This is a genomic window from Microbacterium sp. NPDC055312 (assembly GCF_053645675.1).
The window spans coordinates 382,472-404,186 of the sequence record NZ_JBSHMU010000001.1 but is presented as its reverse complement, the minus strand read 5'-3'; the positions used below and the strand labels follow the sequence as shown (position 1 = coordinate 404,186).

The window sequence follows — 21,715 nt, the reverse complement described above, 5'->3', positions numbered from 1 at the left end:
GCCAGCTCCGGCGTGTCGCATTCGTCGGCGCGGGCAACCATCAAGCGCGTCTAGAGGTATCTGAATCCGCCGGAGCAGAAGTCGGGCGACGCTGCGGCCGCGGCGAGGATCGCGGGTCGCCAGTGGTTCACTCCGACACGCCGCGCCGCGCTTCTTGCATCTCGGTCCAAGTACTTCATCACGTCGGCCGCGCCACCATCGCCGAAGTACTCTTCAAGAGCTTCGCGGCGCTCAAGAAGGAGCTCAACCGACGCCCCAGAGTAGGCGGTGTCCAATTCGAACAGCTCGAACTGTTGCGCAATGACGGTGAACAGCGATGCCGACATTCCTGCGGGTTGGACTACGTGAAACGACGGGGTCACCGTTGGCGCATCACTGAGTGACGCGCGGAGGAAGGGAAGCGAGTCCGGGAGGTCATCGAGATAGGCATGAATGAACGCCTGCTCCCCCCTCTCGTTGCGAAAGTCCTGTCGTTTCTTGTTGTTGCACACTGAGCAAGCAGGGACGAGGTTCAAGCTGAGGGCCGCAAACTCGGGGAAGTCCTCCTTCGGCAAGTAGTGATCGAGTTCACTCGAATCCCGGAGGGCGCAAAGACAGCAGAGACTGCTGCGCGCGAGGAGTTCCGACCCTATCTCCTTGAGCGCGCCAGACCGCAGGACCCCGTAATTGGACCGAAGCACCTCCGCGACCGGCTTGTCCCCGAACGACGAATCAAGTTTCCACACCTCGCCGTCGACGTAGTTGTCGTACGCCTCCATCACCTCTCGTCGTGCCGCCTCGAGCAGTGCCCTTCCCGAAGAGTTGCGACGTTGCGACAGTTGATCGTAGAGCTCAGGTTCGTCCGTCGAAGGCAGATCTATTGTGCGCATTACTAGTCGGACTCTCGACTCATTCTCAAGGCGAGGGCTCGGGCCTGGCTGCTTGCCCCATCGACGAAGAGTCGCTCGAATTCTTCAACCTCCATGCGGGAGATTAAGTCGCGAATGACGCCCCTGTGGCCCGAGATCGAGTTGTCCAGTCCGAAGGCTTCGGTCGTGAGCTCTCCCAAGCCTGCTGCGAACGTCTCGAGCTTCGGGGGCGAGGCTTGCACAATATCGCCGAATCGCTCGACCACCAGCACGTCCTTGGCGGCCACCTCTTGAAGCACGACGGGGCTGTGGGTGGCGACAACTGCGTACGAATCGAAGGCGTCGAGCAACTGATGGACGCCGCGAAGGAGCGCCGCGAGCAGTGGCGGATGAAGATGCGTCTCGGGTTCATCGAGCAGCACGAGCGAGCGCTTCCGCAAATGCGCCGCGAGTTGGACAAGGATGTTCATCACGATTTTCTGTCCCGAACTCAGGCGGGAAGGATACTCGGCAGGGATCCCCGCGGACGCCACCCACGTCGACAAGCTAATTCCAGATCGACCAAAGGAAGGATCGGACTCGATCGTCTCCATAACCTGCGTAAGCAGTGCCGAATCTCTCGTGCATGCTTTGGCGAATGCGGTGACCAGCTCATCGTCGAGCTCTCGAATCGACTTGAGACGCGTGGTCTGGGGATCTGCCTGCACCTGGCGAAGGCCGCAATAGGTGTATCCGAAGCGCGTCGTTGACGAAGCCTCCTCTAGCTTGAGGTCATCCTCGCTCGCGTTCAGGATCGGCGGCAGTTCAAAGTGATCGAAGGCGCTGTAGGAGACAGCCACCACGGAACTGAACGATCGGCTGGCTCCAGATTTCGGATCTGCAGCGGCCAGTCCCACCCGGCTGACATCGCGCGCCATCTCTGCGAGCAATCTGGTCTTGCCGACGCCGTTGTAGCCGATCAGGACCTTGCACCTCCCCGGAAGCGCACGGGTGTCGTCGAAGCGGAATTCAAGGTTGAGCCCGAGCTCGCGGCTCTGGTGGGAAAGCGTCGCAACTCCACCCGCGTTTGTTGCGGGCTCAAAGAGGGCGCTTGCCATGGCGAGCGTGTGCTCAGCCTGTCCGAACCTTGTGAGTGAGGTCGTCCACCCCTCCTCGTGCTCGAACTCGCGGGCGATGGTGCTGTCTACTGCAGCATCTCGCATAGCCAAAAGAAAGGCATCTCTGACCTTAGGAGGAAGCTGTGCCAGCTTCTCGTAGTACTCGATGTCCTGCCCTAGCGAGCAGTAGCTCTCGTCGAGCGAGCGGAAGACAGGCTTGTCGAACTGAGTTCGACCTCCCGTCTGTCCAGCCTTCAGGATTTTCACCAATCCGAGGTCGATGGTCTCGCCACGCGCAGGAGTGAACTCGGCGTGGAAGAGAGTCTTGAACCCGAAATCGTCCCACCCGTCACGACGCAACACCACCAGGTCCTCGCGACCTCCCGTGTGCGAAGCAAACCTCTCGACGACCCGTATCTTCACTTGCTCTCTCCCAACGAAGGGCCTGACAGCCACCCATGACGCGAATCGTGCGGACTACGCGTCAGCATCCCCTTGTAACTAAGCGCAGTTTGCCACGCCCAGGGCGTAGTCCCCGAACAGATCTCACTTCGTCGCATAGAACGTGACAGCCGAAGCCGCTGCGACATTGAGTGAATCCACGCCACTCATCATCGGAATCGTCACTCGACGATCGAGCAGCGCGTCGGTGCGAGCCGTGATACCGAAGCCCTCGGAGCCGAAGACAAGAGCGAGCTTCTCATGGTCCTCAGCGACGAGCTCGTCGAGCGTGATCGCGCCCTCCCCCAGCGTCATCCCGGCGACGACGTACCCGGCATCCTTGAGCACGTCCATGCCCGCGGGCCACTCAGGGATGCGCGTCCATGGCACCTGGAAGACGGTGCCCATCGACACCCGGACAGAGCGGCGATAGAGCGGGTCGGCACAGTCCGGCGTGACGAGGACAGCATCCACGCCCAGCGCGGCGGCCGATCTGAACAGCGCTCCGACGTTCGTATGATCGGTCACCCCTTCCAAGATCGCGATGCGAGATCGATTCTTAGCTTTCTGTGTTTTGGAACACCTCACGTTGGTGTGGTCGGTGAGCCCTTCCAGGACGGCGATCCGCGGGCGCCGCGCAGCGATCTGCGACAGCAGATCCGGCAGCCGTGCAGGCTCGGGTCGGTGCATGGCCGCCATCACCCCGCGGTGCACCGCGAAGCCGGTGAGCTGCTCGGCGACCTCGTCGGCCACCACGTACACGGGAGCGTCGATCCGGCCCAGCATGTCGGCCACGGCATCCGTCCACTTCTGCTGGGTCAGGATCGACCGGGGCCGGTGCCCTGCCCGAAATGCGCGCTCGATCACCTTCGCCGACTCCGCGATGTACAGCCCCCCGGCCGGTTCCTGAACTCGCCGCAACGCCGTGTCGGTGAGCGAGCGGTAGTCGTCGAGGATCGGGTCGAGCGGGTCGCTCACGTGCTGAAGCTGCATCCGACCATGCTGTCAGGTGGAATCGGCCCGATGCGCCGCCCGCGCGAATAGACTTCCCGGGTGCAGTCGGTCGAGCTCTCGAACACGGTCTCCCATGCCGTCGAGCGCGCGACTGGAGTCCTGCAGGGTCGGCCGTTCGCCGTGCTGACCGGAGCGGGCATCTCTACCGACTCGGGCATCCCCGCCTACCGCGGTGCCGGCGCACCGCCACGCTCGAAGCCGATGACGATCCAGACCTACCTCTCTGATGAGGCCGCGCGGCGGCGGTACTGGCTCGGCGGCCATCTCGGATACCGGGCGTTCACGACGCCCGACCCGAACGGCGGCCATCTTGCGCTCGCAGCACTGGAGCGCGCAGGCGCGTCGACCGGGGTGGTCACGCAGAACGTCGACGGGCTGCACCTGCGCGCCGGAAGTCGGCGGGTCGTCGAACTGCACGGCACCATGCATCGCACGTTCTGCCTGGACTGCCGCCAGGTGTACGACCGCAGGGCCATCGCCGAGCGCATCGAGCAGCTGAACCCGTGGATCCTCGTTCCCGAGAACATCGCGCTCAACCCCGACGGAGACGTGTCGCCGGAGAGCACGGCCGGATTCGTCATCCCGACCTGCGAGATCTGCGGCGGGATGCTGAAGCCCGATGTGGTGTACTTCGGCGAGTTCGTGCCGACCGCGCGATTCGCGCTGGCCGAATCGCTCGTGCACGCCTCCGAGGCGCTGCTGGTGGCGGGCACCTCTCTCACGGTGAACTCCGGCATCCGGGTGATCGAGCGCGCCCGCCGCCGTGACATGCCGATCGTGATCGTCAACCACGAGCCGACGAGAGCGGATGCCTGGGCAGACGCCGTGATCGGGGGCGGCACCACCGAGGTGCTCACTGCCCTGGCATCCCGCCTCGGTGCACTCTGAGCGCCGCTCACCGGCGCCTCGCCTAGGCTCGAGTGGTGACCCTGCTGACACTCGTACGCCACGGACAGACCGACTGGAACCTCGCACGTCGCATCCAGGGCGCCACCGACATCCCGCTCAACGACACCGGTCGCGACGATGCCCGCCGCGCCGCCGCCGCCCTTGCCGGTGAGCCGTACGACGCAATCTACGCCAGCCCGCTGGTGCGGGCGCAGCAGACCGCGCAGATCATCGCCGACGAGCTCGGACTCGGCAGGCCGGCGCTCACGCGCGGGCTGCGCGAGCGCACCTTCGGCGACGGCGAGGGCATGCTCGTCGAGGACTACCTGAATACCTGGGGCGACTGGACCTCGGCCGTGCCCGGTGCGGAGACCCTCGACGAGGTGCGCGACCGCGCCCTGGACTCCCTCGAGCGGATCGTCCGCGATGCGCGTCGACGGTCCGCGCCGCGCGCGGAGTCGATCATCGTCGTCAGCCACGGCGGGGTCATCCGCTCGCTGCTCATGCACGTGTCCGGCGGCTCACTGCCGCGGGTGGGTGATTCGCTGCACAACGGGTCGGTGCACCGCTTCGTCGCCGAGCGCGGCACGCTGCGGCTGCTCGAGGCGATTCCGATCTGACCCTTCGACAGGCTCAGGGACCCATCGACAGGCTCAGGGACCCTTCGACAGGCTCAGGGACGCATCGGGGTTCACCGCCGGCTCAGCACCGCACGAGCGTGACGCAGCACGGGCTCGTCGATCATCCGCCCCTCGAAGCGGAACACGCCCCGCTCCCCCTCTGCTGCGGCGAGCACGGCCTCAGCCCAGGCGATCGTCGCCGGGTCGGGTCGATAGGCGTCGCGGATCACCGTGACCTGCTTCGGGTGGATGCATGCGGTCGCCCCGAATCCCGATGCCACCGCATCCGCGGCCTCGGCGGCGAGACCGTCCAGATCGTCGATGTCGAGGTGCACCGCGTCGAGGGCCGTCCGGCCGCACGCGCCGGCTGCGAGCAGCACCTGTGCCCGCGCCGTGCGGGCCACGTCGCGGTAGCGCCCGTCCGGGAAGCGGCTCGACATGCCGCCGAGGGATGCCACGAGATCCTCGGCGCCCCACATCATCCCGATGGTGTGCTCGTGCGCTGCCAACTCGCCCGCCCGGTGCACACCGCGCGCCGTCTCGCACAGGGCGATCAAGCCGAACTCGGCGCCGAAGGCGTCGAACGCCGCCGGGTCCTCGCTCTTCGCCACCATCACCGTGCGGAACGGCGTGCGCCGCACCGCCTCGACGTCCCGGGCGAACTCCGCGGTCTCGGGTGCGTTCACCCGCACGATGACGCGGTCGGGATCCAGATCGGCGGCGATGACGTTCTCACGCGCCTGCGCCTTGGCATCCGGAAGCACGGCATCTTCGAGATCGAGGATCACGGCATCCGCCTTCTGCAGCGCCCCCGCGAACCGTTCAGGGCGGTCTGCCGGGCAGAACAGCAGCGCCGGGCCCATGCCGAGGGTCATCGCTCGCCGTCCGGCAGGCAGCGCATCAGCGCGGTGCGGGTGGCCTTCGCCACGACCACGCCGTCCTGATTGCGGCCGGTGTGCTCGATCGTGCAGATGCCCTGACCGGGCCGGGAGGCCGAGAGGCGCTTGTCGACGATCACGCTCTCGGTGTACAGCGTGTCGCCGTGGAAGAGCGGGTGCGGGAACGAGATATCGCCGAGCCCCAGCTGCGCGACCAGGGTGCCCTGGGTGAGCTGTGTCACCGACGCGCCGACCATCGTCGAGAGCGTCCACATCGAGTTCATCAGCCGCTGGCCGAACGGCTGCTGCGCGTCGGCGAACGCCGCATCGAGGTGCAGCGCCTGCGTGTTCATCGTGAGGGTGGTGAAGAGCACGTTGTCGGCCTCGGTGGCCGTGCGTCCTGGTCGGTGCAGGTAGCGCGCGCCCACCTCGAACTCCTCGAAGTACAGTCCGCGCTGAACGATGTCGGTCATGCTCGAACGCTATCCGACCAGGCCCAGCGATCGGGCGATGACGAGGAGCTGAACCTCGGTGGTGCCCTCGCCGATCTCGAGGATCTTCGAGTCGCGGTAGTGCCGCGCGACGGAGTACTCGTTCATGAAGCCGTTGCCGCCGAAGATCTGCGTCGCATCGCGGGCGTTGTCCATCGCCGCCTCGCCCGACACGAGCTTGGCGATCGCGGCCTCCTCGGCGAACGGGCGGCCCGCGTCGCGCAGCCGGGCGGCGTGGTGCCAGGCCAGGCGGGCGGTGTGCACGCGGGCGCGCATGCGGGCCAGGGTGAACTGCGCGTTCTGCCTCGTGCTCAGCGCCGCGCCGAACACGGTGCGCTTGTGGGCGTAGTCGACGGCCGCCTCCAGGCATCCCTCCGCGGCGCCCGTCGCGAGAGCGGCGATCGCGATGCGCCCCTCGTCGAGGATGCTGAGGAAGTTCTTGAAGCCGAGCCCGCGCTCGCCGAGCAGGTTCTCCTCCGGCACTCGGACGTCGTTCAGGGTGAGCGGGTGCGTGTCGGAGGCGTTCCAGCCCACCTTGTCGTACGGCGGCTCGACGGTGAACCCCACCGTGCCGTTCGGGACGATGATCGTGGAGATCTCCTTGCGCCCCTCGCGCTCGCCGGTGACCGCGGTCATGGTCACGAAGCGGGTGATCGCGGTGCCCGAGTTGGTGATGAACTGCTTGCTGCCGTTGAGCACCCACTCGCCGCCTTCGAGACGCGCCGTCGTGCGCGTGGCACCGGCATCGCTTCCCGCCTCCGGTTCGGTGAGGCCGAAGCCCGCCAGAGCCTCGCCGGCGAGCAGCGCGGGCAGGTGCTCCTGCTTCTGCGCCTCGGTGCCGAAGCGGTAGACCGGCATCGCGCCCAGGCTCACGCCGGCCTCGAGGGTGATCGCGAGCGACTGATCGACGCGGGCGATGCCTTCGATCGCGAGGCCGAGCGCGAGGTAGTCGCCGCCCTGCCCGCCGTACTCCTCCGAGAAGGGCAGCCCGAACAGGCCCATCTCGCCCATCTGCCGTACGACGTCGAGGTTGAGCGTGTGCGTGCGGTCGGCCTCGTACGCCTGCGGCGCGACGACCTCGTCCGCGAACTCGCGCACCATCGCGGCGAGCTCACGCTGCTCTTCGGTGAGTTCGACACCGGTCAGTTCGGTCTGGGCGCTCATGCTGTCTCCTGTTCGCTGACTCGTGCCACGGGCTGGTCCCGTCGCACCTGGTCGCCGAGGGCGACCAGCAGGTGCACCGTGCCGTCGTGCGGCGCGAGCACCGGATGCTCCATCTTCATCGCCTCGATCGAGACGAGCGGATCTCCCGCGCGCACCACGTCGCCGTCGGCGACGTGAACGGCCACGATGCTGCCCGGCATGGGGGCGCGGCCCTCGGGCCGGCTCGGCCCGGATGCGCGCTCCCGCTCGGCGAGGCGGCGCTGCATGCGCCCTCGACGGGAGAGCGGACGCAGACGCGCGGTCCGGCCGTCGGCGAAGACCCACACGGCGCCGTCGTCGTCGGTCGCCGTCGGGACGCCGCGCGTGTACGCTGCCGGCGCCTCGACGATCGTGTCGTCGTCGGTCACGAACTCGGTGCGCGGCGGCGCCGCGGCGCCGCCGATCCGCCAGCCCGGCAGCTCGTGCCAGACGTCGGCGGAGGCCCTCGGGCGACTGCTCGGACGGGCCTGCGCGACAGCGTGCGCGGCCGCGGCCAGCATCGCCGGCGTCGGCGGCGCGGCGGCGAACGGCAGCATCGTCTCGATCAGACCTGTGTCGAGGTCGCCCCGCCGCACGCGCTCGTCGCGGAGCAGGGCACGCAGGAAGGCGATGTTCGTCTCGACTCCCAGCACGACGGTGCGGGCGAGAGCGGCGTCCAGACGGCGCAGCGCCGTCGCACGATCCGCGCCGTACGCGATGACCTTCGCGATCATCGGATCGTAGAACCCGCTGATCTCAGAACCCGTCTCGATCGCGGCATCCACCCGCACGTCGCGGGGAGGATCGAACAGCAGGACGCGCCCGGTGGACGGCAGGAACCCGCGCTCCGGCGATTCCGCGTAGACGCGGGCCTCGACGGCGTGCCCGCGCACGGCCGGGGCCGGGTCGATCGCACCCCCGGCGGCGATGTGCAGCTGCAGGGCGACGAGGTCGAGACCGGTGACCTCCTCGGTGACCGGATGCTCGACCTGCAGCCGCGTGTTCATCTCGATGAAGAACACCTCGTCGACGGCGTCGGCGTCGACGAGGAACTCCACGGTGCCGGCGCCGACGTAGTCGACGCTCTTCGCCGCGGCCACCGCGGCGTCGAGCAGCCGACGGCGCACCGCGTCGGGAAGATGTGCCGCGGGTGCTTCCTCGATCACCTTCTGGTGGCGACGCTGCAGAGTGCATTCGCGCTCGCCGAGGGCGATGACCGTGCCGTGCGTGTCGCCGAAGACCTGCACCTCGATGTGCCGCGGCCGCTGCACGAGCCGCTCGAGCACCATCGAGTCGTCGCCGAACGCCGCGGTCGCGACGCGCCGCGCGGTCGCGAGCGCGCCGGCGAGCTCGTCACCGGCGCGGACGATCTCCATTCCCTTGCCGCCGCCGCCCGCGCTGGGCTTGACCAGCAGCGGGTAGCCGACCTCGTCGGCACGGGCGCGGATCTGATCGTCGTCGAGGCCTGCGGCCGTGAAGCCGGGCACCACGGGCACGCCGTGGCGCGCCACGTGGTCGCGCGCCGTCGCCTTGTCACCCATGATCTCGAGGGCGCGCTCGCCGGGTCCGATGAAGGTCACACCGGCTCCCGCGCAGACGCGTGCCAGCTGCACGCTCTCGGAGAGGAATCCGTATCCGGGGTGGATGGCCTGGGCACCGGATGCCTGTGCGGCGGCCAGGATGGCATCCACGTTCAGGTACGAATCCGACGCAGCCGATCCGCCGATGTGCACGGCCTGGTCTGCTTCGCGCACATGCGGCGCGTGCGCGTCGGCGTCGCTGTACACGGCGACGCTGCGCATTCCCAGGTCGCGCAGGGTGCGGATGATGCGGCGGGCGATCTCGCCGCGGTTGGCGACGAGGACGGTGTCGATGGTCATGATGCTCACATCCGGAAGAGGCCGAAGCGCGGGTCGGGCAGGGGCGTCCGGGAGACGACGTCGAGCGCGAGTCCGAGCAGGTCGCGGGTCTGGTCGGGGTCGACGATCCCGTCGTCCCACAGCCGCGCGGTGGCGTAGTACGGCTCACCCTGCGCCTCGTACTGACTGCGGACGGGCGCCTCGAACTCGGCGCGCTGCTCGGCGGTCCACGGTGTTCCTGCCGCGGTGAGCTGATCCTCTTTCACCGTGGCGAGGACGGATGCCGCCTGCGGGCCGCCCATCACCGAGATGCGGCTGGCCGGCCAGGTCCACAGGAATCGCGGCGAGTACGCCCGACCGCACATCGAGTAGTTGCCGGCGCCGAACGAGCCGCCGATGATCACGGTCAGTTTCGGCACGCGGGTGGTGGCGACGGCGGTCACCATCTTCGCGCCGTCCTTCGCGATGCCGCCCGCCTCGGCCTCGGTGCCGACCATGAACCCGGTGATGTTCTGCAGGAACAGCAGCGGGATGCCGCGCTGGTCGCAGAGCTCGATGAAGTGGGCGCCCTTCAGCGCCGATTCGCTGAACAGCACGCCGTTGTTGGCGACGATCCCGATCGGGTGGCCGTGCAGCCGCGCGAACGCGGTCACGAGGGTGATGCCGTACTCGGGCTTGAACTCGCTGACGCTGTCGGCGTCGACGAGCCGGTCGATCACCTCGTGCACGTCGTACGCGGTGTTCACGTCGACGGGCACGACGTCGTAGAGGCTTCCGGTTTCGCGGGGTGCGATGCTCGGCCCGACGTGCCACGCCGGCGGGGCCGGCTGCGGCAGCGTCGCGACGATGTCACGAAGGATCTCGAGGGCGTGCTCGTCGTCGTCGGCCAGGTGATCGACGACCCCCGAGCGGCGGGCGTGCAACTCTCCCCCGCCGAGCTCCTCGGCGGTGACGACCTCGCCGATCGCGGCCTTCACCAGCGGCGGACCGCCGAGGAAGATGGTGCCCTGGCCCCGCACGATCACGGTCTGGTCGCTCATCGCCGGCACGTACGCGCCGCCCGCCGTGCACGAGCCGAGCACGGCCGCGAGCTGCGGGATCCCCTCGGCCGACATGCGCGCCTGGTTGAAGAAGATACGACCGAAGTGGTCGCGGTCGGGGAACACCTCGTCCTGCTTCGGGAGGAAGGCGCCGCCCGAGTCGACGAGGTAGAGGCAGGGCAGGCGGTTCTCGATCGCGATCTCCTGCGCACGCAGATGCTTCTTCACCGTCATCGGGAAGTACGTGCCGCCCTTGACGGTCGGGTCGTTGCAGACGACCATCACGTGCCTGCCGTGCACCAGCCCGATACCGGCGACCACCCCGGCACCCGGGGCCTCGTCGCCGTACAGTCCGTTCGCCGCCAGGGGCGCGACCTCGATGAAGGGGCTGCCCTCGTCGAGCAGCCGGTCGACGCGGTCGCGCGGCAGCATCTTGCCGCGGGCGACATGCCGTTCGCGGGAGCGCTCCGGGCCGCCGAGTGCGGCGGCGGCGAGGCGCTCGCGCAGCTCTGCGGCGAGAGTCTGCTGGGTGGCCGGCATCGCGGGTCCTCCTCGACCGTTGCGGAAATATGGCGCCAGAAGGGTTAGTGTTCACTAACCCCGGCAATTCAGGTTAGCGAGGATTAACCGAAATGACAACGCCCGTCACTTCGCGCAATCGTGCCAAAGCTCAGCGCACCGGCGCGATCCTCGTCGCGGCCGCCGAGCTGTTCGGCGCCCGGGGGTACTCGAGCGTGAGCCTGGAGGACATCGGCGCCGCGGTCGGCGTCTCCGGACCGGCCGTGTACCGGCACTTCGCCGGCAAGCAGGCGCTCCTCGGTGCGCTGCTCATCGGCGTGAGCGAGGACCTCGTCACCGGCGGCACCGCAGTCGTGCACGGAACCGCCGATGAACGCACCCGCATGGCGATGCTCGTGGACTTCCACGTCGACTTCGCCCTGCGCAACGCCGACGTCATCCGCGTGCAGGATCGTGAGCTGTTCCACCTCACCGATCAGTCGCGAGCGGACGTGCGCCGACTGCAGCGTGCGTACATCGGATTGTGGATCGATGCGCTCAGACCTCTCGTGTCAGGCGAGCGGGAGGAGCTGCGTCTGCGCGTCCAGGCGTGCTTCGGGCTGCTGAACTCCACGCCGCACAGCACCTCGGCCGCGCTGCGCACGCGCACCGACACCGCGCGCGTGCTCGCCGCGATGGCGATGGCCGCGCTGACCGCAGGCGATGTCTGACCGGGTCGACCCGCACCGGCGCGCCGCGGCTCAGTAGAGCAGAGCCCGGCCCGGCTGCTCGAGGATGTCGGCGACATCCTTGAGGAAGCGGGCGCCCTCGGCGCCGTCGACGAGCCGGTGGTCGAACGACAGACTCAGCGTCATCATCTGGCGCAAGGCGATCTCACCGCGGTACTCCCACGGCTGACGTCGCACCGCCCCGACAGCAAGGATCCCGGACTGCCCCGGCGGCAGGATCGGCGTGCCCGCATCGATGCCGAACACGCCGATGTTGGTGATCGAGAAGGTGCCGCCGGCGAGCTCTGCCGGGCTGGTCCTGCCGGCACGTGCCGTCTGCGTGAGCTGCGCGAGCGCGTCGGCCATCCCGGTGAGGGACAGTCTCTCGGCGTCCCGGATGATCGGCACGATCAGACCGCGCTCGGTCGCTGCGGCGATGCCCAGATCGACGAAGTGATTGTGCACGATCTCGCCCGCAGCCTCGTCCCATGTCGCGTTCAGCGACGGGTTGCGTCCGAGTGCGAGAGCCACCGCCTTCGCGATGACCACGAGCGGTCCGATGCGGTGCTCGGCGAGTGACCTGTCGGCCTTCAGCTGCTCGATCAGCTCCATGCTCGCGGTGACGTCGACGGTGTGGAACGTGGTGACGTGCGGAGCGGTGAACGCGCTCTGCACCATCGCCTGGGCGGTGTGCTTGCGCACACCCTTGATCGGGATGCGGGTCTGCGCACGCTCTCCCGACGGCACGAGCTGCACGGCAGGCGATGCGGCCGGCGCCGGCTGCGTCGCCGCAGCGGCCGAGCCCGTGCGCCCGGCATAGGCATCCACGTCGTCGCGGGTGATCACCCGGTCGCCGACGTCGGCGGCGACCAATGCGAGATCGACCCCGAGGCGCTTCGCGTGCGCGCGCACCGGTGGGGTCGAGCGGGGCCGCTCCCCCACCGCCGGCTCGGCGACGCTGGGCGGCAGCACGTCGTGCGGGGCCGCCTCGAGCACGTCGGCATCGGCCGCGACCGCCGGGGCCGCGCCGCCTCGGCGGGCACGTCGGGCCGGACGGCCTCCGGATGCCGGGGCCGCGCCGTATCCGACGAGATTCGGCTGTGCCTTCTCCTCCTCCGCCTCGGCCGCGGCAGGAGCGGCTGAAGTCGCGGACCCGTCGCCGGCGACGTCGAAGGCGATCAGCGGGGCGCCGACCGCCACGGTGTCGCCTGCGTCGGCGTGCAGCACGGCGACGGTGCCCTCGTACGGAGAGGGCAGTTCGACGACGGCCTTGGCCGTCTCGACCTCGGCGAGCGTCTGGTTCAGCGCGACGGCGTCGCCCGGCTGCACGAGCCATTGCACGACCTCGGCTTCGGTCAGTCCTTCGCCCAGGTCGGGCAGGCGGAACTCGGCGTTCACCGCTCGTCTCCCTTCGCGTCCACGGTGCTCAGTGCGTGCGGACGATCGAGCACTCGGTCGACGGCGTCGAGGATGCGGTCGAGGTCCGGAAGGTGGAACTTCTCGAGCTTCGCGGGGGGATACGGGATGTCGTGCCCGGTGACGCGCACGGGTGCCGCCTCGAGGTATTCGAAGCAGAACTCGGTGATGCTCGCGATGACCTCCGCGGCCACTCCCGCCTCGCGGGACGCCTCGTGCGCGACGACCACCCGCCCGGTGCGCCGCACCGAGGCGGAGACGGTCTCGTAGTCGACGGGCGAGAGCGAGCGCAGGTCGATGACCTCGAGCGAGACGCCCTCGTCCTCCGCAGCGGCGGCCGCGTCGAGTGCAGTGCTCACCATCGCGCCGTAGGTGATGATCGTGGCATCCGTCCCCTGGCGCACCACCCGGGCGAGACCCATCGGAGGGGCATCGGCGAGCGGCGCCGCGAGGTCGACCTCACCCTTGTGGTGGTACAGGCGCTTCGGCTCGAAGAACAGGACCGGGTCGTCGCAGGCGATGGCCTGCCGCAGGCAGCGGTACGCGTCCTGCGGGTCGGAGACCGCGATCACGCGGAGCCCTGCGGTGTGCACGAAATAGGCCTCGGGCGATTCGGAGTGGTGCTCGGCCGCGCCGATGCCGCCCGCCCAGGGCACGCGGATCGTGATCGGCATCTTCACCCGGCCCTGCGTGCGGTAGTGCAGCTTCGCGACCTGCGAGACGATCTGGTCGAACGCGGGGTAGATGAATCCGTCGAACTGGATCTCCACCACCGGACGGTACCCCCGGAACGCGAGCCCGACCGCGGTGCCGACGATGCCGGATTCGGCGAGCGGCGTGTCGATCACCCGCTTCGCCCCGAATTCGTCCTTGAGCCCGTCGGTGATGCGGAACACGCCACCGAGGGTGCCGATGTCCTCACCCATCAGCACGACCTTCTCGTCGTCGAGCATCGCCTGGCGCAGCCCCGCATTGAGGGCCTTGCCCATCGTCATCTGCGTCATCTCAGGCCTCCTCGAACGAGGCGAGGTATGCGGCGTACTCGTCGCGCTGGCGCTCGAGGCCGGAGTGCGGCTCGGCGTACACGCGATCGAACACGGCGAGGGCCGGGCGGGTCTGCATGCCGATGCATGCGGCGCGCATCTCGCGGGCGATGTCGTCGGCAGCCTGCTGCACGGAGCCGAGGTGCTCGTCGGTCAGCTCGCCGGCGGCGCGGAGATGCGCCTCGAGGCGCGTGATCGGGTCGCGATCGCGCCACAGGGCGAGTTCGGCGTCGTCGCGGTAGCGCTTCGGGTCGTCGGCGGTGGTGTGCGGCCCCATGCGGTAGGTCACTGCTTCGAGGTAGGCGGGCCCCTTGCCGGTGCGTGCGTGATCGAGCGCCCAGCGCATCGCCGCCATGCAGGCGAGCACGTCGTTGCCGTCGACGCGCAGGCTCGGGATGCCGAACCCGGGCGCGCGGCCAGCCAGCGGGTACTGCGACTGCAGTCCGACCGGCTCGGAGATCGCCCAGTGGTTGTTCTGGCAGACGAACACGACAGGTGCGCGGTACGACGAGGCGAAGATCATCGCCTCGTTGACGTCGCCCTGACTGGTGGCGCCGTCGCCGAAGTAGGTGACGGCGACCTCGTCGGCTCCGTCGTGCAGGATGCCCATGCCGTAGCCGACGGCGTGCAGGGTCTGCGCGCCGATGATGATCTGCAGCGGAGCGATGCCGAGCCGGGCGGGGTCGTAGGCCGCGCCCTCCTCACCGCGCCACATGCGCACGTAGTCGCCCGGCTCGGCACCGCGGGTGTACATCACCCCGGTCTCGCGGTAGCTGGGGAAGACGAAGTCCTTCGGCGCGAGGGCACGGCCGGTGCCGATCTGCGCGGCCTCCTGGCCGTTGCACGGCGCCCACAGGCCGAGCTGGCCCTGGCGCTGCAGCGCCACGCCCTCGGAGTCGATGCGCCGCAGCACCACCATGTCGCGGTGCAGCTCGCGCATCGCCTGGTAGTCGATGTCGGCGATCCAGCGGTCGAGTCCAGGGTTCGACACGCGCGTGCCGTCGGGCGCGATGATGCGCTCGGTGAGTTCGAGATCGTTCTGAGTGTCGACGATCGGGCTGGTGTTCGGTGACATCGGCGTCCTCCTGACGTGGCGGCCCTCGTGGGGCGTGCACGGTTTCCCGACGGCTGCGTCGGGCTTAGTCGAATGCTACGTCGGGCTGACACGTCGCTCAAGCATGTGTGCGTTTGCTGAGCATGTTGCGCAATCACCCCGACTGCAGCCCTGCTATCGTGTGGCGTTATGCCCGTCCTGGATCGCACAGACCTCGAACTGCTCACCGCCCTGGCGGAGGACCCGCGCACGACCGTGGTGAAGCTGGCCGACCGGCTTCGCCTGTCGCGCAACACGATTCAGGCCCGGATGGCCCGACTCGAGCAGACGGGAGTCTTCGAGTCGTACGAGCGCTCGTTCTCGACCGAGGTGCTCGGATTCCCGCTGCAGGCGTTCATCAGCATCGGCGTGCGGCAGACCGAGCTGCCGCGGATCATCGCCGAGCTGTCACGGGTTCCCGAGATCGTGCAGGCGCACGGGCTGAGCGGATCGATCGACCTGCTCGCCAGGGTCGCCTGCCGGGATGCTCGTCACCTGTTCGACACCGACGCCAGGATCCTGTCGATCGACGGCGTCGAGCGCACCGAGACCTCGCTCGCGATGGGCGAGGTGATCCCGTTCCGGGTGGCCGGGCTCATCGGCCTCGCACGACGGGAAGTCTGAGGAAGCGCCGGATCGCTCCGGCCGCCTCGGCCGGCGTCTCGTAGTGGATGAGGTGCCCGACGTCGGCGATCTCGACCAGCTCGGCCTGAGGGAACATCGTCGCGAGGCGCCGCTCGGCCTCGATCGGCGTGATGTCGTCACGCTGAGCCGCGATCAGCAGAGTCGGCACGTCGATCACGCCCGCGAACGCCCGCACGTCATGTGAGGCGCTGGTCACGAAGGCGTCGTGCAGCACGTCGCGATCGGCGAAGCGCGAGAAGTAGGTGTCGTGCTGGCCGTGGATGAACCTGCGCAGCGCCGGGTCGCGGGTCTTGGCCATCGCCATGCTCATGACGCGCACCGTGAGCGGATGCCGCAGCAGGGCCGTCCCCCAGCGTTCGGGCAGACGCGCACCGAGGGCGTAGTACAGCACCGCGATCCGGGTGAGCAGGCCCTTCGGCCCCTCGAGGGCCGGGGCGCCGATCGGGTTGATCAGGATGAGCCGCGGCGTCTCGAGTCCGCTCGCGACGGCGGCCGCCGCGACGATCGAGCCGAACGAGTGCCCGAGGATGATCGCTCCGGGCGCGACGGTGCGCGCGAACTCGCAGAGCCAGCCGGTGTAGAGCCCGAGGTCGTGCTCGCGATCCGGTATCGGCGGCGTCTCGCCGAAGCCCGGCAGGTCGGGCGAGATGATCCGGATGCCGGGCAGGTACGCCACGACCGGCTCGAGCCCGTGATGCTCGCCGCGGAATCCGTGCACGGTGACGATCGTCGGCGCGTCGTCCGCCGCCTCGCCGTACACCCAGTACGCCGTCGTCGATCCCTGCACCTGCACCTCTCGGCGTTCGACCGGGATCTCGGCGAGGCGAGCGGCATACGGAGAGGTCGCGGGCATGCCGCCGAGTCTACGGGACGGAATGTCGGTGGCCGTCCATATGTTCGAATCAGGGAAGGAGACAGCATGACATCGCTGACTGAGACACACCCCGCTCTGCTGTGGGAGACCCCCGCGCTGCGCACGCGCGCCGAACACCTCGACAGGGCAGGCGACCACCTGTGGCGCGTCGTCGACGCCCGCGGGCGCATCCGCGGACATCTGCGCGTGATCGCCGACCCCCTGGGCATCCGCTATCGCGCGGAGCGTCTGCACCTGGCATCCGGAGCCTTCCGCCTGATCGGCGAGTTCTGGGATGCCGACGATGCGGTCGCCGCGCTGCGGAACTGACGAGGTGCCCCCTGCAGGATTCGAACCTGCGACCAACGGATTAGAAAGCCGATGCTCTTCCTCTGAGCTAAGGAGGCGTGCCGGCTCCAGATTACCGTGTCGGGCCCCGTCGCTAGGATCGAACCATGGTTTCTGCTGCTGAGAACGACCGGCTCGTGTGGATCGACTGCGAGATGACGGGCCTCGACCTCTCGGTCGACGAACTCGTGGAGATCGCTGTCGTGGTCACCGATTTCGAGCTGAACCTGCTCGACCCCGGCTTCCAGATCGTCATCAAGCCGAGCGACGCCGCCCTCGCGAACATGAACGACTTCGTCACTGAGATGCACCGCACCTCGGGCCTGATCGACGAGATCCCGAACGGCGTCAGCCTCGCCGATGCCGAGGAGCAGACGCTCGCGTACATCAAGCGCTTCGTCCCCCTCGAGCGCAAGGCTCCGCTGGCCGGCAACACGATCGGCACCGACCGGATGTTCCTCGCCACGTACATGCAGAACATCGACCAGTACCTTCATTACCGCAACGTCGACGTCTCGAGCATCAAAGAGCTCGCGCGTCGCTGGTACCCCCGGGTGTTCTTCCAGGCTCCGGAGAAGAACGGCGGCCACCGGGCCCTGGCCGACATCCTCGAGTCGATCCGCGAGCTGCGCTATTACCGCTCCGCGGTGTTCGCCGACGCTCCCGGACCCTCCTCCGAGCAGGCGCGCGACATCGCCGACCGCACGGTGTCAGAGTTCACTCTGAACATGTAATAGACTTGTCGAGTCGCCCGCTCAGGCAGGCACATGGTGGGTATAGCTCAGCTGGTAGAGCACCGCGTTGTGGTCGCGGGGGTCGCGGGTTCAAGCCCCGTTACTCACCCCAGAGAAGCCCCCGGGTTCGTCATGAACCCGGGGGCTTCGTCGTGTCAGCCGCGCGTCTGCAGCGGCATCGTCGTGATACAGGTCGGGTCGTCAGCGTTCACGGTGGAGACCACAGCCCTGGCCTCGCTGTCGCCGATCACGGTGACGACCTCGGCGGTGATGCCGCGCGGAAGCCACACGCCGATGAAGCCATTGTCGAACGTGCGCGTCTGCTCGTCGACGTACGTCTGCCCCGTGGCAACGTCCGTGATGCTCAGCTGCAGCTCGGTGTTGCGCAGCTCGCCGACACACGAGCTCGGCGCGTGGAAGGTGCAGTCGTGCGTCTGCGAGCGGTACGGAGCGAAGGAGATGTAGGTCATGCCGTCCGGCATCGGCATCTCGACCTGCGATCCGTCGGGGCCGGCCAGCACGACGCGGTCCGTGCGGATCGAAGCCATCACCGCATCATCCCGCTCGCTGAGCGGCGCACGATCGAGCCGGTCGACGAGCGTGCGCACGTCGGTGCGGGAGAGCTCTTCGAGGCTCGGCCCGGCGGAGGGTGCCGACGTGCCGTGGCCCGCCGAGTCCGTCGTCTGCCCGGCGGGTGCGCAGCCGGCGAGCAGCAGAGCGCCCGTGAGGGCGAGAACGACGGCCGGGGTGATCATTCGGGTGCGCATGGCGAGGCGTGCTCCTCATCGTCTCGGCGGGGCGAGAAGTCGGCGCTGACGGCGCCGCACGGGGCGACGCGCCATCTTCTTCTCCGGTCGAGACGGTACTCATCGAGCCTATGAGTCCTCGGCAGAGACGCCCCGCCCCGAGGTGCGCCCCGGCTAGCATCGGAGCATGTCCTCCTCTCTCGACTCCGACGCGCAGGCTCTGCCCGACGGTGGCATGAGCCTGACCCTCGAGCAGTTCGAGGCGCTCGTCGTCGAGGAACTCGACAAGCTGCCCGACGACATGGTCGACGGACTCGACAACGTCGTCTTCGTCGTCGAGGACGAACCCGACGACGGCAGCGACCTCTTCGGCCTCTATGAGGGATTCGCCCTCACCGAGCGCGGCCAGTACGGCATGGGCGAGCTGCCGGATCGGATCATCGTCTACCGGCACGCGCATCTCGCCGCCTGCGCGGACGAAGACGAGCTGTGCGACGAGATCCACACCACGCTCGTCCACGAGATCGCGCACTTCTACGGCATCGACGACGAGCAGCTGCACGAGCTGGGGTGGGCATGAGCATCCCGGCATCCACTCCCCTGCTCGACGAGCAGCTGACGGTCGCGCCGCTGGTGCCCTGGCAGCTGGTCGTGTGGGATGACCCGGTCAACCTCATGAGCTATGTCGTGCGGGTGTTCCGTCGCTACTTCGGGTACCCCGAAGAGCGCGCGACGGCCCTCATGCTGGCGGTGCACAACGACGGGCACGCCGTCGTCGCCACCGGGCCGCGGGAGACGATGGAGGTGCACGCCCAGGCGATGCACGACTTCGGGCTGTGGGCCACCATCCGACGGGTTCCGCAGTGAGTGTGTCGATCTCGATCGCCTGGATCGAAGGACGCAATCTGCTGCATCTGATCGACGAGTTCCTCGACCTCGTCGCACGGCCGCGCACGGACGCCGATCCCGCGCTGGCACGACTCGCTCCCGTCGCCTACCCGGATGACGGCGCCGCGGCAGCGGAGTTCCGCCGCAGCACCAGGGACGAGCTGTTCGACCGCCGCCGCAAGGACGCCCTCGTCGTGCGTGAGGGTCTCATCGACTTCGACATCGACGATGACGATCGCGATGTGCTCGCCGCGCACGACGTCGCCATCCCCGCCGCCCACGTCGACGCGTGGATGCGCACCCTCGCCGCGATCAGGCTGGTCGTCGCGTCACGCCTCGGCGTCGACCACGATGACCGTCACGACCCGCACGACGCGCGGTTCCACGTGTACGACTGGCTCGGGTACCGGCTGGACGATCTGATCCAGCGCGCCGACGATGCGGACGCCGCTACGGCGTAGCCACCTGCACGTGGGCGAGGCTCTGCGGCTCGTGCCGCGCGATGTGCGCGTCCTCCTGCGCCGCCCACATGTCCCAGTGGCTGCGGAAGCCGTCACCGTCGCGCTCGAGAGCGCGTCGCCGTCGCGAATCGCGTGGCCCGTCGACCCAGACGGTGACATCCGCGAGCGGGGCCGTTGCGGGTGTGAGCGCCCCGCAGCCTTCGACGATCAGGCCGAGGGACGGGTCGACCGCGTGGGCCTCGGCCTCTTCCTCCAGCTCCCAGTCCCAACGCCGCCAGATGCCGATCAGACCGCGCCCGTGCGGACGCAGCACCTGTTCGCGGGCGATCTGCCCACCGCGCTCGAGCCCGTCCCAGCCGGGATAGATCGAATCGAGCGCGAGCATCTGCACGGGCGTGCTGAGCGGCCATGCTCGGGCGACGCGGGCCGCCAGGCTGCTCTTGCCGGCGCCGCTGCGGCCGTCGATGATCACGACCGGGTTCGATGCCGACACCGCGGTGACCGCATCGCAGATACGGGCGGTCGCCGCGCTGAGCTGCTCTCCGAAGGGATCGCGGGCGGATGCTGTCGACATGACACCACGCTATCGAACCGGCGTGGCGGTCATTCCCGGCCGAACGGCCGCGGCTCGACCCCGCTTCCGCGCCGATCCGTCGTACCCACGTGACGTGCCCGGGTGATCATGCCGATGCCGAATCGCGCCCGTGCGTCGTCGAGCGCGCCCTCGAGGCGACGCTGATCCTCGTCGTCATCCCACAGCGCCATCGCCGACGTCCCGGCCGCACGCAGCTTCTCGGCCCGCACTCCGACCAGCCGCACCGGATCCCTGCGCTCGATCTGGGCGAAGAGGGCGATCGCCGTCTCTCCGATGCGCTGGCCGACGTCGGTGGGCTCGGGCAGCGACACGGTGCGGCTCAGCGTGGTGAAGTCCGCGAAACGGATCTTGATCGCCACGGCTCCCGCATGCCACCCCGAGGTGCGCAGGCGCGCTCCGACACGGTCGGCGAGGCGCAGCAGCTCCGAGCGAAGCAGGTCGGCATCGTCGATGTCGCGGTCGAAGGTCTCCTCGTGACCGACGCTCTTCTCCGCCCGCTCCGTCTCGACGGCACGGGCGTCGAGACCGCGGGCCAGATCCTGGATCCGCTGCCCCAGCGCGGGGCCGACGGCGCGCTCCAGCGCTTCAGGCGGTGCCTCCCGCACGTCACGGATCAGCCGGATGCCCCGGCGCTGCAGTGCTTCGGCAGCTTTCGGCCCGACACCCCACATGGCGCCGACCGGCCGGGGATCGAGGAACTCCTGCGTCCGCGCGGCGGGGACCACGAGCATCCCGTCGGGTTTGGAGACGGTCGACGCCATCTTCGCGACGTGCTTCGTGGCGGCGACTCCGACGCTGCACGTGATGCCGACTTCGTCGCGCACCCGTCGTCTGATCAGCCCCGCGATCTCACCCGGACTCCCCCACAGCCGGCGCACTCCACGCACGTCGAGGAACGCCTCGTCGATCGAGAGCTGCTCGACGAGGGGGGTGATGCTCTGGAAGATCTCCATCACCTGCGCGGAGACCGCCTGGTAGCGGGTGAAGTCCGGCGGCACGATGCGCGCGGTCGGGCACAGCCGCAGCGCCTGTCCGACCGGCATCGCGCTGCGCACTCCGAAGCGGCGGGCCTCGTACGACGCACTGGAGACCACCGAGCGCCCGTCGCGCCCGCCGATGATCAGCGGCAGGCCACGCAGCGACGGGTCGTAGAGCACCTCGACCGCTGCGTAGAAGGCATCCATGTCGACGTGCAGGATGCCCGTGCCGGTGTCGTCCGCGCCCTCCGGCGAGACGATGCGGCCCGATCCGTCACCGCGTCCCATGCATCCATCCTGACCGGTGCCACCGACATCGCGTCGGTGGCACC

General features: G+C 68.8%; 24 protein-coding genes and 2 tRNA genes. 10 read left to right on the top strand and 16 right to left on the bottom strand.

From position 1 onward, the window contains the following. Window positions 1-50 precede the first annotated feature (50 nt). From ACWIDW_RS01975 to ACWIDW_RS01965, 3 genes are all read right to left on the bottom strand, one after another. Entirely contained in the window at window positions 51-758 is a 708-nt protein-coding gene (locus ACWIDW_RS01975; RefSeq protein ID WP_454122529.1) for an HNH endonuclease, read from the bottom strand. Between the two features lie 113 nt (window positions 759-871). Next, complete coding sequence (locus ACWIDW_RS01970) at window positions 872-2,368, bottom strand: AAA family ATPase (RefSeq protein WP_454122527.1); 1,497 nt, start codon at window positions 2,366-2,368, stop codon at window positions 872-874. A gap of 123 nt (window positions 2,369-2,491) precedes the next feature. Further along, the gene (locus ACWIDW_RS01965) at window positions 2,492-3,379 is read right to left on the bottom strand and encodes a TrmH family RNA methyltransferase (RefSeq protein ID WP_454122525.1); all 888 of its coding nucleotides are present in this window, start codon (window positions 3,377-3,379) and stop codon (window positions 2,492-2,494) included. Window positions 3,380-3,439: 60 nt separating this feature from the next. Here ACWIDW_RS01965 and ACWIDW_RS01960 point away from each other — a divergent pair, with 60 nt between their 5' ends. Both ACWIDW_RS01960 and ACWIDW_RS01955 read left to right on the top strand, forming a co-directional pair. Next, window positions 3,440-4,288, top strand: coding sequence for a Sir2 family NAD-dependent protein deacetylase (locus tag ACWIDW_RS01960; RefSeq protein ID WP_454122523.1), 849 nt, complete (start codon window positions 3,440-3,442; stop codon window positions 4,286-4,288). Window positions 4,289-4,323: 35 nt separating this feature from the next. Continuing rightward, window positions 4,324-4,908, top strand: coding sequence for a histidine phosphatase family protein (locus ACWIDW_RS01955; protein WP_454122521.1), 585 nt, complete (start codon window positions 4,324-4,326; stop codon window positions 4,906-4,908). 71 nt (window positions 4,909-4,979) lie between these two features. On the opposite strand, the gene ACWIDW_RS01950 is transcribed toward ACWIDW_RS01955, so the two are convergent. From ACWIDW_RS01950 to ACWIDW_RS01930, 5 genes are read right to left on the bottom strand one after another with little or no spacing between them, the layout of a single operon-like run. After that, window positions 4,980-5,783, bottom strand: a complete 804-nt coding sequence (locus ACWIDW_RS01950; protein ID WP_454122520.1) for an HpcH/HpaI aldolase/citrate lyase family protein — start codon at window positions 5,781-5,783, stop codon at window positions 4,980-4,982. Continuing rightward, window positions 5,780-6,259, bottom strand: coding sequence for a MaoC family dehydratase (locus ACWIDW_RS01945; RefSeq protein WP_454122518.1), 480 nt, complete (start codon window positions 6,257-6,259; stop codon window positions 5,780-5,782). Before ACWIDW_RS01945 ends, ACWIDW_RS01950 begins: the two co-directional genes overlap by 4 nt. 9 nt (window positions 6,260-6,268) lie before the next feature. Next, window positions 6,269-7,441, bottom strand: a complete 1,173-nt coding sequence (locus ACWIDW_RS01940; protein ID WP_454122516.1) for an acyl-CoA dehydrogenase family protein — start codon at window positions 7,439-7,441, stop codon at window positions 6,269-6,271. Continuing rightward, window positions 7,438-9,339: an acetyl/propionyl/methylcrotonyl-CoA carboxylase subunit alpha gene (locus ACWIDW_RS01935; RefSeq protein ID WP_454122515.1), complete on the bottom strand. Its 1,902-nt coding sequence runs from the start codon at window positions 9,337-9,339 to the stop codon at window positions 7,438-7,440. Before ACWIDW_RS01935 ends, ACWIDW_RS01940 begins: the two co-directional genes overlap by 4 nt. 5 nt (window positions 9,340-9,344) lie before the next feature. Continuing rightward, window positions 9,345-10,898, bottom strand: coding sequence for a carboxyl transferase domain-containing protein (locus tag ACWIDW_RS01930; protein ID WP_454122513.1), 1,554 nt, complete (start codon window positions 10,896-10,898; stop codon window positions 9,345-9,347). A 92-nt stretch (window positions 10,899-10,990) separates the two neighbouring features. Between ACWIDW_RS01930 and ACWIDW_RS01925 the strand changes: the two genes are divergently transcribed. Beyond that, entirely contained in the window at window positions 10,991-11,587 is a 597-nt protein-coding gene (locus tag ACWIDW_RS01925; RefSeq protein ID WP_454122511.1) for a TetR/AcrR family transcriptional regulator, read from the top strand. 30 nt (window positions 11,588-11,617) lie between these two features. On the opposite strand, the gene ACWIDW_RS01920 is transcribed toward ACWIDW_RS01925, so the two are convergent. The 3 genes from ACWIDW_RS01920 to ACWIDW_RS01910 are packed head-to-tail and all read right to left on the bottom strand — an operon-like array spanning window position 11,618 to window position 15,118. Beyond that, a complete protein-coding gene (locus ACWIDW_RS01920; RefSeq protein ID WP_454122510.1) occupies window positions 11,618-12,982 on the bottom strand; it encodes a dihydrolipoamide acetyltransferase family protein in 1,365 nt (454 codons plus the stop codon). After that, on the bottom strand, window positions 12,979-14,004 hold the full coding sequence (locus ACWIDW_RS01915; RefSeq protein ID WP_454122508.1) for an alpha-ketoacid dehydrogenase subunit beta: 1,026 nt from the start codon (window positions 14,002-14,004) through the stop codon (window positions 12,979-12,981). The genes ACWIDW_RS01920 and ACWIDW_RS01915 overlap by 4 nt, the downstream gene beginning before the upstream one ends. Window position 14,005: 1 nt before the next feature. Continuing rightward, window positions 14,006-15,118 (bottom strand): thiamine pyrophosphate-dependent dehydrogenase E1 component subunit alpha, encoded by a 1,113-nt coding sequence (locus tag ACWIDW_RS01910; protein ID WP_454122507.1) that lies wholly within the window; start codon window positions 15,116-15,118, stop codon window positions 14,006-14,008. Between the two features lie 168 nt (window positions 15,119-15,286). Here ACWIDW_RS01910 and ACWIDW_RS01905 point away from each other — a divergent pair, with 168 nt between their 5' ends. Next, entirely contained in the window at window positions 15,287-15,760 is a 474-nt protein-coding gene (locus tag ACWIDW_RS01905; protein ID WP_313356369.1) for an Lrp/AsnC family transcriptional regulator, read from the top strand. On the opposite strand, the gene ACWIDW_RS01900 is transcribed toward ACWIDW_RS01905, so the two are convergent. Next, entirely contained in the window at window positions 15,732-16,634 is a 903-nt protein-coding gene (locus ACWIDW_RS01900; protein WP_454122506.1) for an alpha/beta fold hydrolase, read from the bottom strand. The genes ACWIDW_RS01905 and ACWIDW_RS01900 overlap by 29 nt on opposite strands. 66 nt (window positions 16,635-16,700) lie before the next feature. Here ACWIDW_RS01900 and ACWIDW_RS01895 point away from each other — a divergent pair, with 66 nt between their 5' ends. Next, window positions 16,701-16,964, top strand: a complete 264-nt coding sequence (locus ACWIDW_RS01895; RefSeq protein ID WP_452323216.1) for a hypothetical protein — start codon at window positions 16,701-16,703, stop codon at window positions 16,962-16,964. Between the two features lie 5 nt (window positions 16,965-16,969). On the opposite strand, the gene ACWIDW_RS01890 is transcribed toward ACWIDW_RS01895, so the two are convergent. Then, window positions 16,970-17,041 (bottom strand) — tRNA-Arg (locus tag ACWIDW_RS01890). Between the two features lie 48 nt (window positions 17,042-17,089). Here ACWIDW_RS01890 and orn point away from each other — a divergent pair. Together orn and ACWIDW_RS01880 are read left to right on the top strand one after the other, a co-directional pair. Further along, window positions 17,090-17,716, top strand: a complete 627-nt coding sequence (gene orn, locus ACWIDW_RS01885; RefSeq protein WP_454122504.1) for an oligoribonuclease — start codon at window positions 17,090-17,092, stop codon at window positions 17,714-17,716. Window positions 17,717-17,752: 36 nt separating this feature from the next. Then, window positions 17,753-17,828: transfer RNA gene (locus ACWIDW_RS01880), tRNA-His, on the top strand. 43 nt (window positions 17,829-17,871) lie between these two features. Here ACWIDW_RS01880 and ACWIDW_RS01875 read toward each other — a convergent pair. After that, entirely contained in the window at window positions 17,872-18,483 is a 612-nt protein-coding gene (locus ACWIDW_RS01875; RefSeq protein ID WP_454122502.1) for a CueP family metal-binding protein, read from the bottom strand. A gap of 214 nt (window positions 18,484-18,697) precedes the next feature. Here ACWIDW_RS01875 and ACWIDW_RS01870 point away from each other — a divergent pair, with 214 nt between their 5' ends. The 3 genes from ACWIDW_RS01870 to ACWIDW_RS01860 are packed head-to-tail and all read left to right on the top strand — an operon-like array spanning window position 18,698 to window position 19,811. Continuing rightward, window positions 18,698-19,042: a metallopeptidase family protein gene (locus ACWIDW_RS01870; RefSeq protein WP_454123229.1), complete on the top strand. Its 345-nt coding sequence runs from the start codon at window positions 18,698-18,700 to the stop codon at window positions 19,040-19,042. Beyond that, the gene (gene clpS / locus ACWIDW_RS01865) at window positions 19,039-19,329 is read left to right on the top strand and encodes an ATP-dependent Clp protease adapter ClpS (protein ID WP_454122500.1); all 291 of its coding nucleotides are present in this window, start codon (window positions 19,039-19,041) and stop codon (window positions 19,327-19,329) included. Before ACWIDW_RS01870 ends, clpS begins: the two co-directional genes overlap by 4 nt. Beyond that, window positions 19,326-19,811, top strand: a complete 486-nt coding sequence (locus tag ACWIDW_RS01860; protein ID WP_454122499.1) for a DUF2017 family protein — start codon at window positions 19,326-19,328, stop codon at window positions 19,809-19,811. The genes clpS and ACWIDW_RS01860 overlap by 4 nt, the downstream gene beginning before the upstream one ends. Here the strand turns inward: ACWIDW_RS01860 and ACWIDW_RS01855 are convergent. Then, complete coding sequence (locus tag ACWIDW_RS01855; RefSeq protein WP_454122497.1) at window positions 19,801-20,385, bottom strand: hypothetical protein; 585 nt, start codon at window positions 20,383-20,385, stop codon at window positions 19,801-19,803. The genes ACWIDW_RS01860 and ACWIDW_RS01855 overlap by 11 nt on opposite strands. 29 nt (window positions 20,386-20,414) lie before the next feature. Beyond that, window positions 20,415-21,671, bottom strand: a complete 1,257-nt coding sequence (dinB, locus tag ACWIDW_RS01850; RefSeq protein ID WP_454122495.1) for a DNA polymerase IV — start codon at window positions 21,669-21,671, stop codon at window positions 20,415-20,417. Window positions 21,672-21,715: the final 44 nt, after the last annotated feature.

Bases quoted from the DNA above. Each gene is read 5' to 3' on its own strand.
- ACWIDW_RS01975 (WP_454122529.1), bottom strand. From the start codon at position 758: ATGGAGGCGTACGACAACTACGTCGACGGCGAGGTGTGGAAACTTGAT.
- ACWIDW_RS01965 (WP_454122525.1), bottom strand. From the start codon at position 3,379: ATGCAGCTTCAGCACGTGAGCGACCCGCTCGACCCGATCCTCGACGAC.
- ACWIDW_RS01950 (WP_454122520.1), bottom strand. From the start codon at position 5,783: ATGACCCTCGGCATGGGCCCGGCGCTGCTGTTCTGCCCGGCAGACCGC.
- ACWIDW_RS01945 (WP_454122518.1), bottom strand. From the start codon at position 6,259: ATGACCGACATCGTTCAGCGCGGACTGTACTTCGAGGAGTTCGAGGTG.
- ACWIDW_RS01940 (WP_454122516.1), bottom strand. From the start codon at position 7,441: ATGAGCGCCCAGACCGAACTGACCGGTGTCGAACTCACCGAAGAGCAG.
- ACWIDW_RS01935 (WP_454122515.1), bottom strand. From the start codon at position 9,339: ATGACCATCGACACCGTCCTCGTCGCCAACCGCGGCGAGATCGCCCGC.
- ACWIDW_RS01930 (WP_454122513.1), bottom strand. From the start codon at position 10,898: ATGCCGGCCACCCAGCAGACTCTCGCCGCAGAGCTGCGCGAGCGCCTC.
- ACWIDW_RS01925 (WP_454122511.1), top strand. From the start codon at position 10,991: ATGACAACGCCCGTCACTTCGCGCAATCGTGCCAAAGCTCAGCGCACC.
- ACWIDW_RS01915 (WP_454122508.1), bottom strand. From the start codon at position 14,004: ATGACGCAGATGACGATGGGCAAGGCCCTCAATGCGGGGCTGCGCCAG.
- ACWIDW_RS01910 (WP_454122507.1), bottom strand. From the start codon at position 15,118: ATGTCACCGAACACCAGCCCGATCGTCGACACTCAGAACGATCTCGAA.
- ACWIDW_RS01905 (WP_313356369.1), top strand. From the start codon at position 15,287: ATGCCCGTCCTGGATCGCACAGACCTCGAACTGCTCACCGCCCTGGCG.
- ACWIDW_RS01900 (WP_454122506.1), bottom strand. From the start codon at position 16,634: ATGCCCGCGACCTCTCCGTATGCCGCTCGCCTCGCCGAGATCCCGGTC.
- ACWIDW_RS01895 (WP_452323216.1), top strand. From the start codon at position 16,701: ATGACATCGCTGACTGAGACACACCCCGCTCTGCTGTGGGAGACCCCC.
- orn (WP_454122504.1), top strand. From the start codon at position 17,090: ATGGTTTCTGCTGCTGAGAACGACCGGCTCGTGTGGATCGACTGCGAG.
- ACWIDW_RS01875 (WP_454122502.1), bottom strand. From the start codon at position 18,483: ATGCGCACCCGAATGATCACCCCGGCCGTCGTTCTCGCCCTCACGGGC.
- ACWIDW_RS01870 (WP_454123229.1), top strand. From the start codon at position 18,698: ATGAGCCTGACCCTCGAGCAGTTCGAGGCGCTCGTCGTCGAGGAACTC.
- clpS (WP_454122500.1), top strand. From the start codon at position 19,039: ATGAGCATCCCGGCATCCACTCCCCTGCTCGACGAGCAGCTGACGGTC.
- ACWIDW_RS01855 (WP_454122497.1), bottom strand. From the start codon at position 20,385: ATGTCGACAGCATCCGCCCGCGATCCCTTCGGAGAGCAGCTCAGCGCG.
- dinB (WP_454122495.1), bottom strand. From the start codon at position 21,671: ATGGGACGCGGTGACGGATCGGGCCGCATCGTCTCGCCGGAGGGCGCG.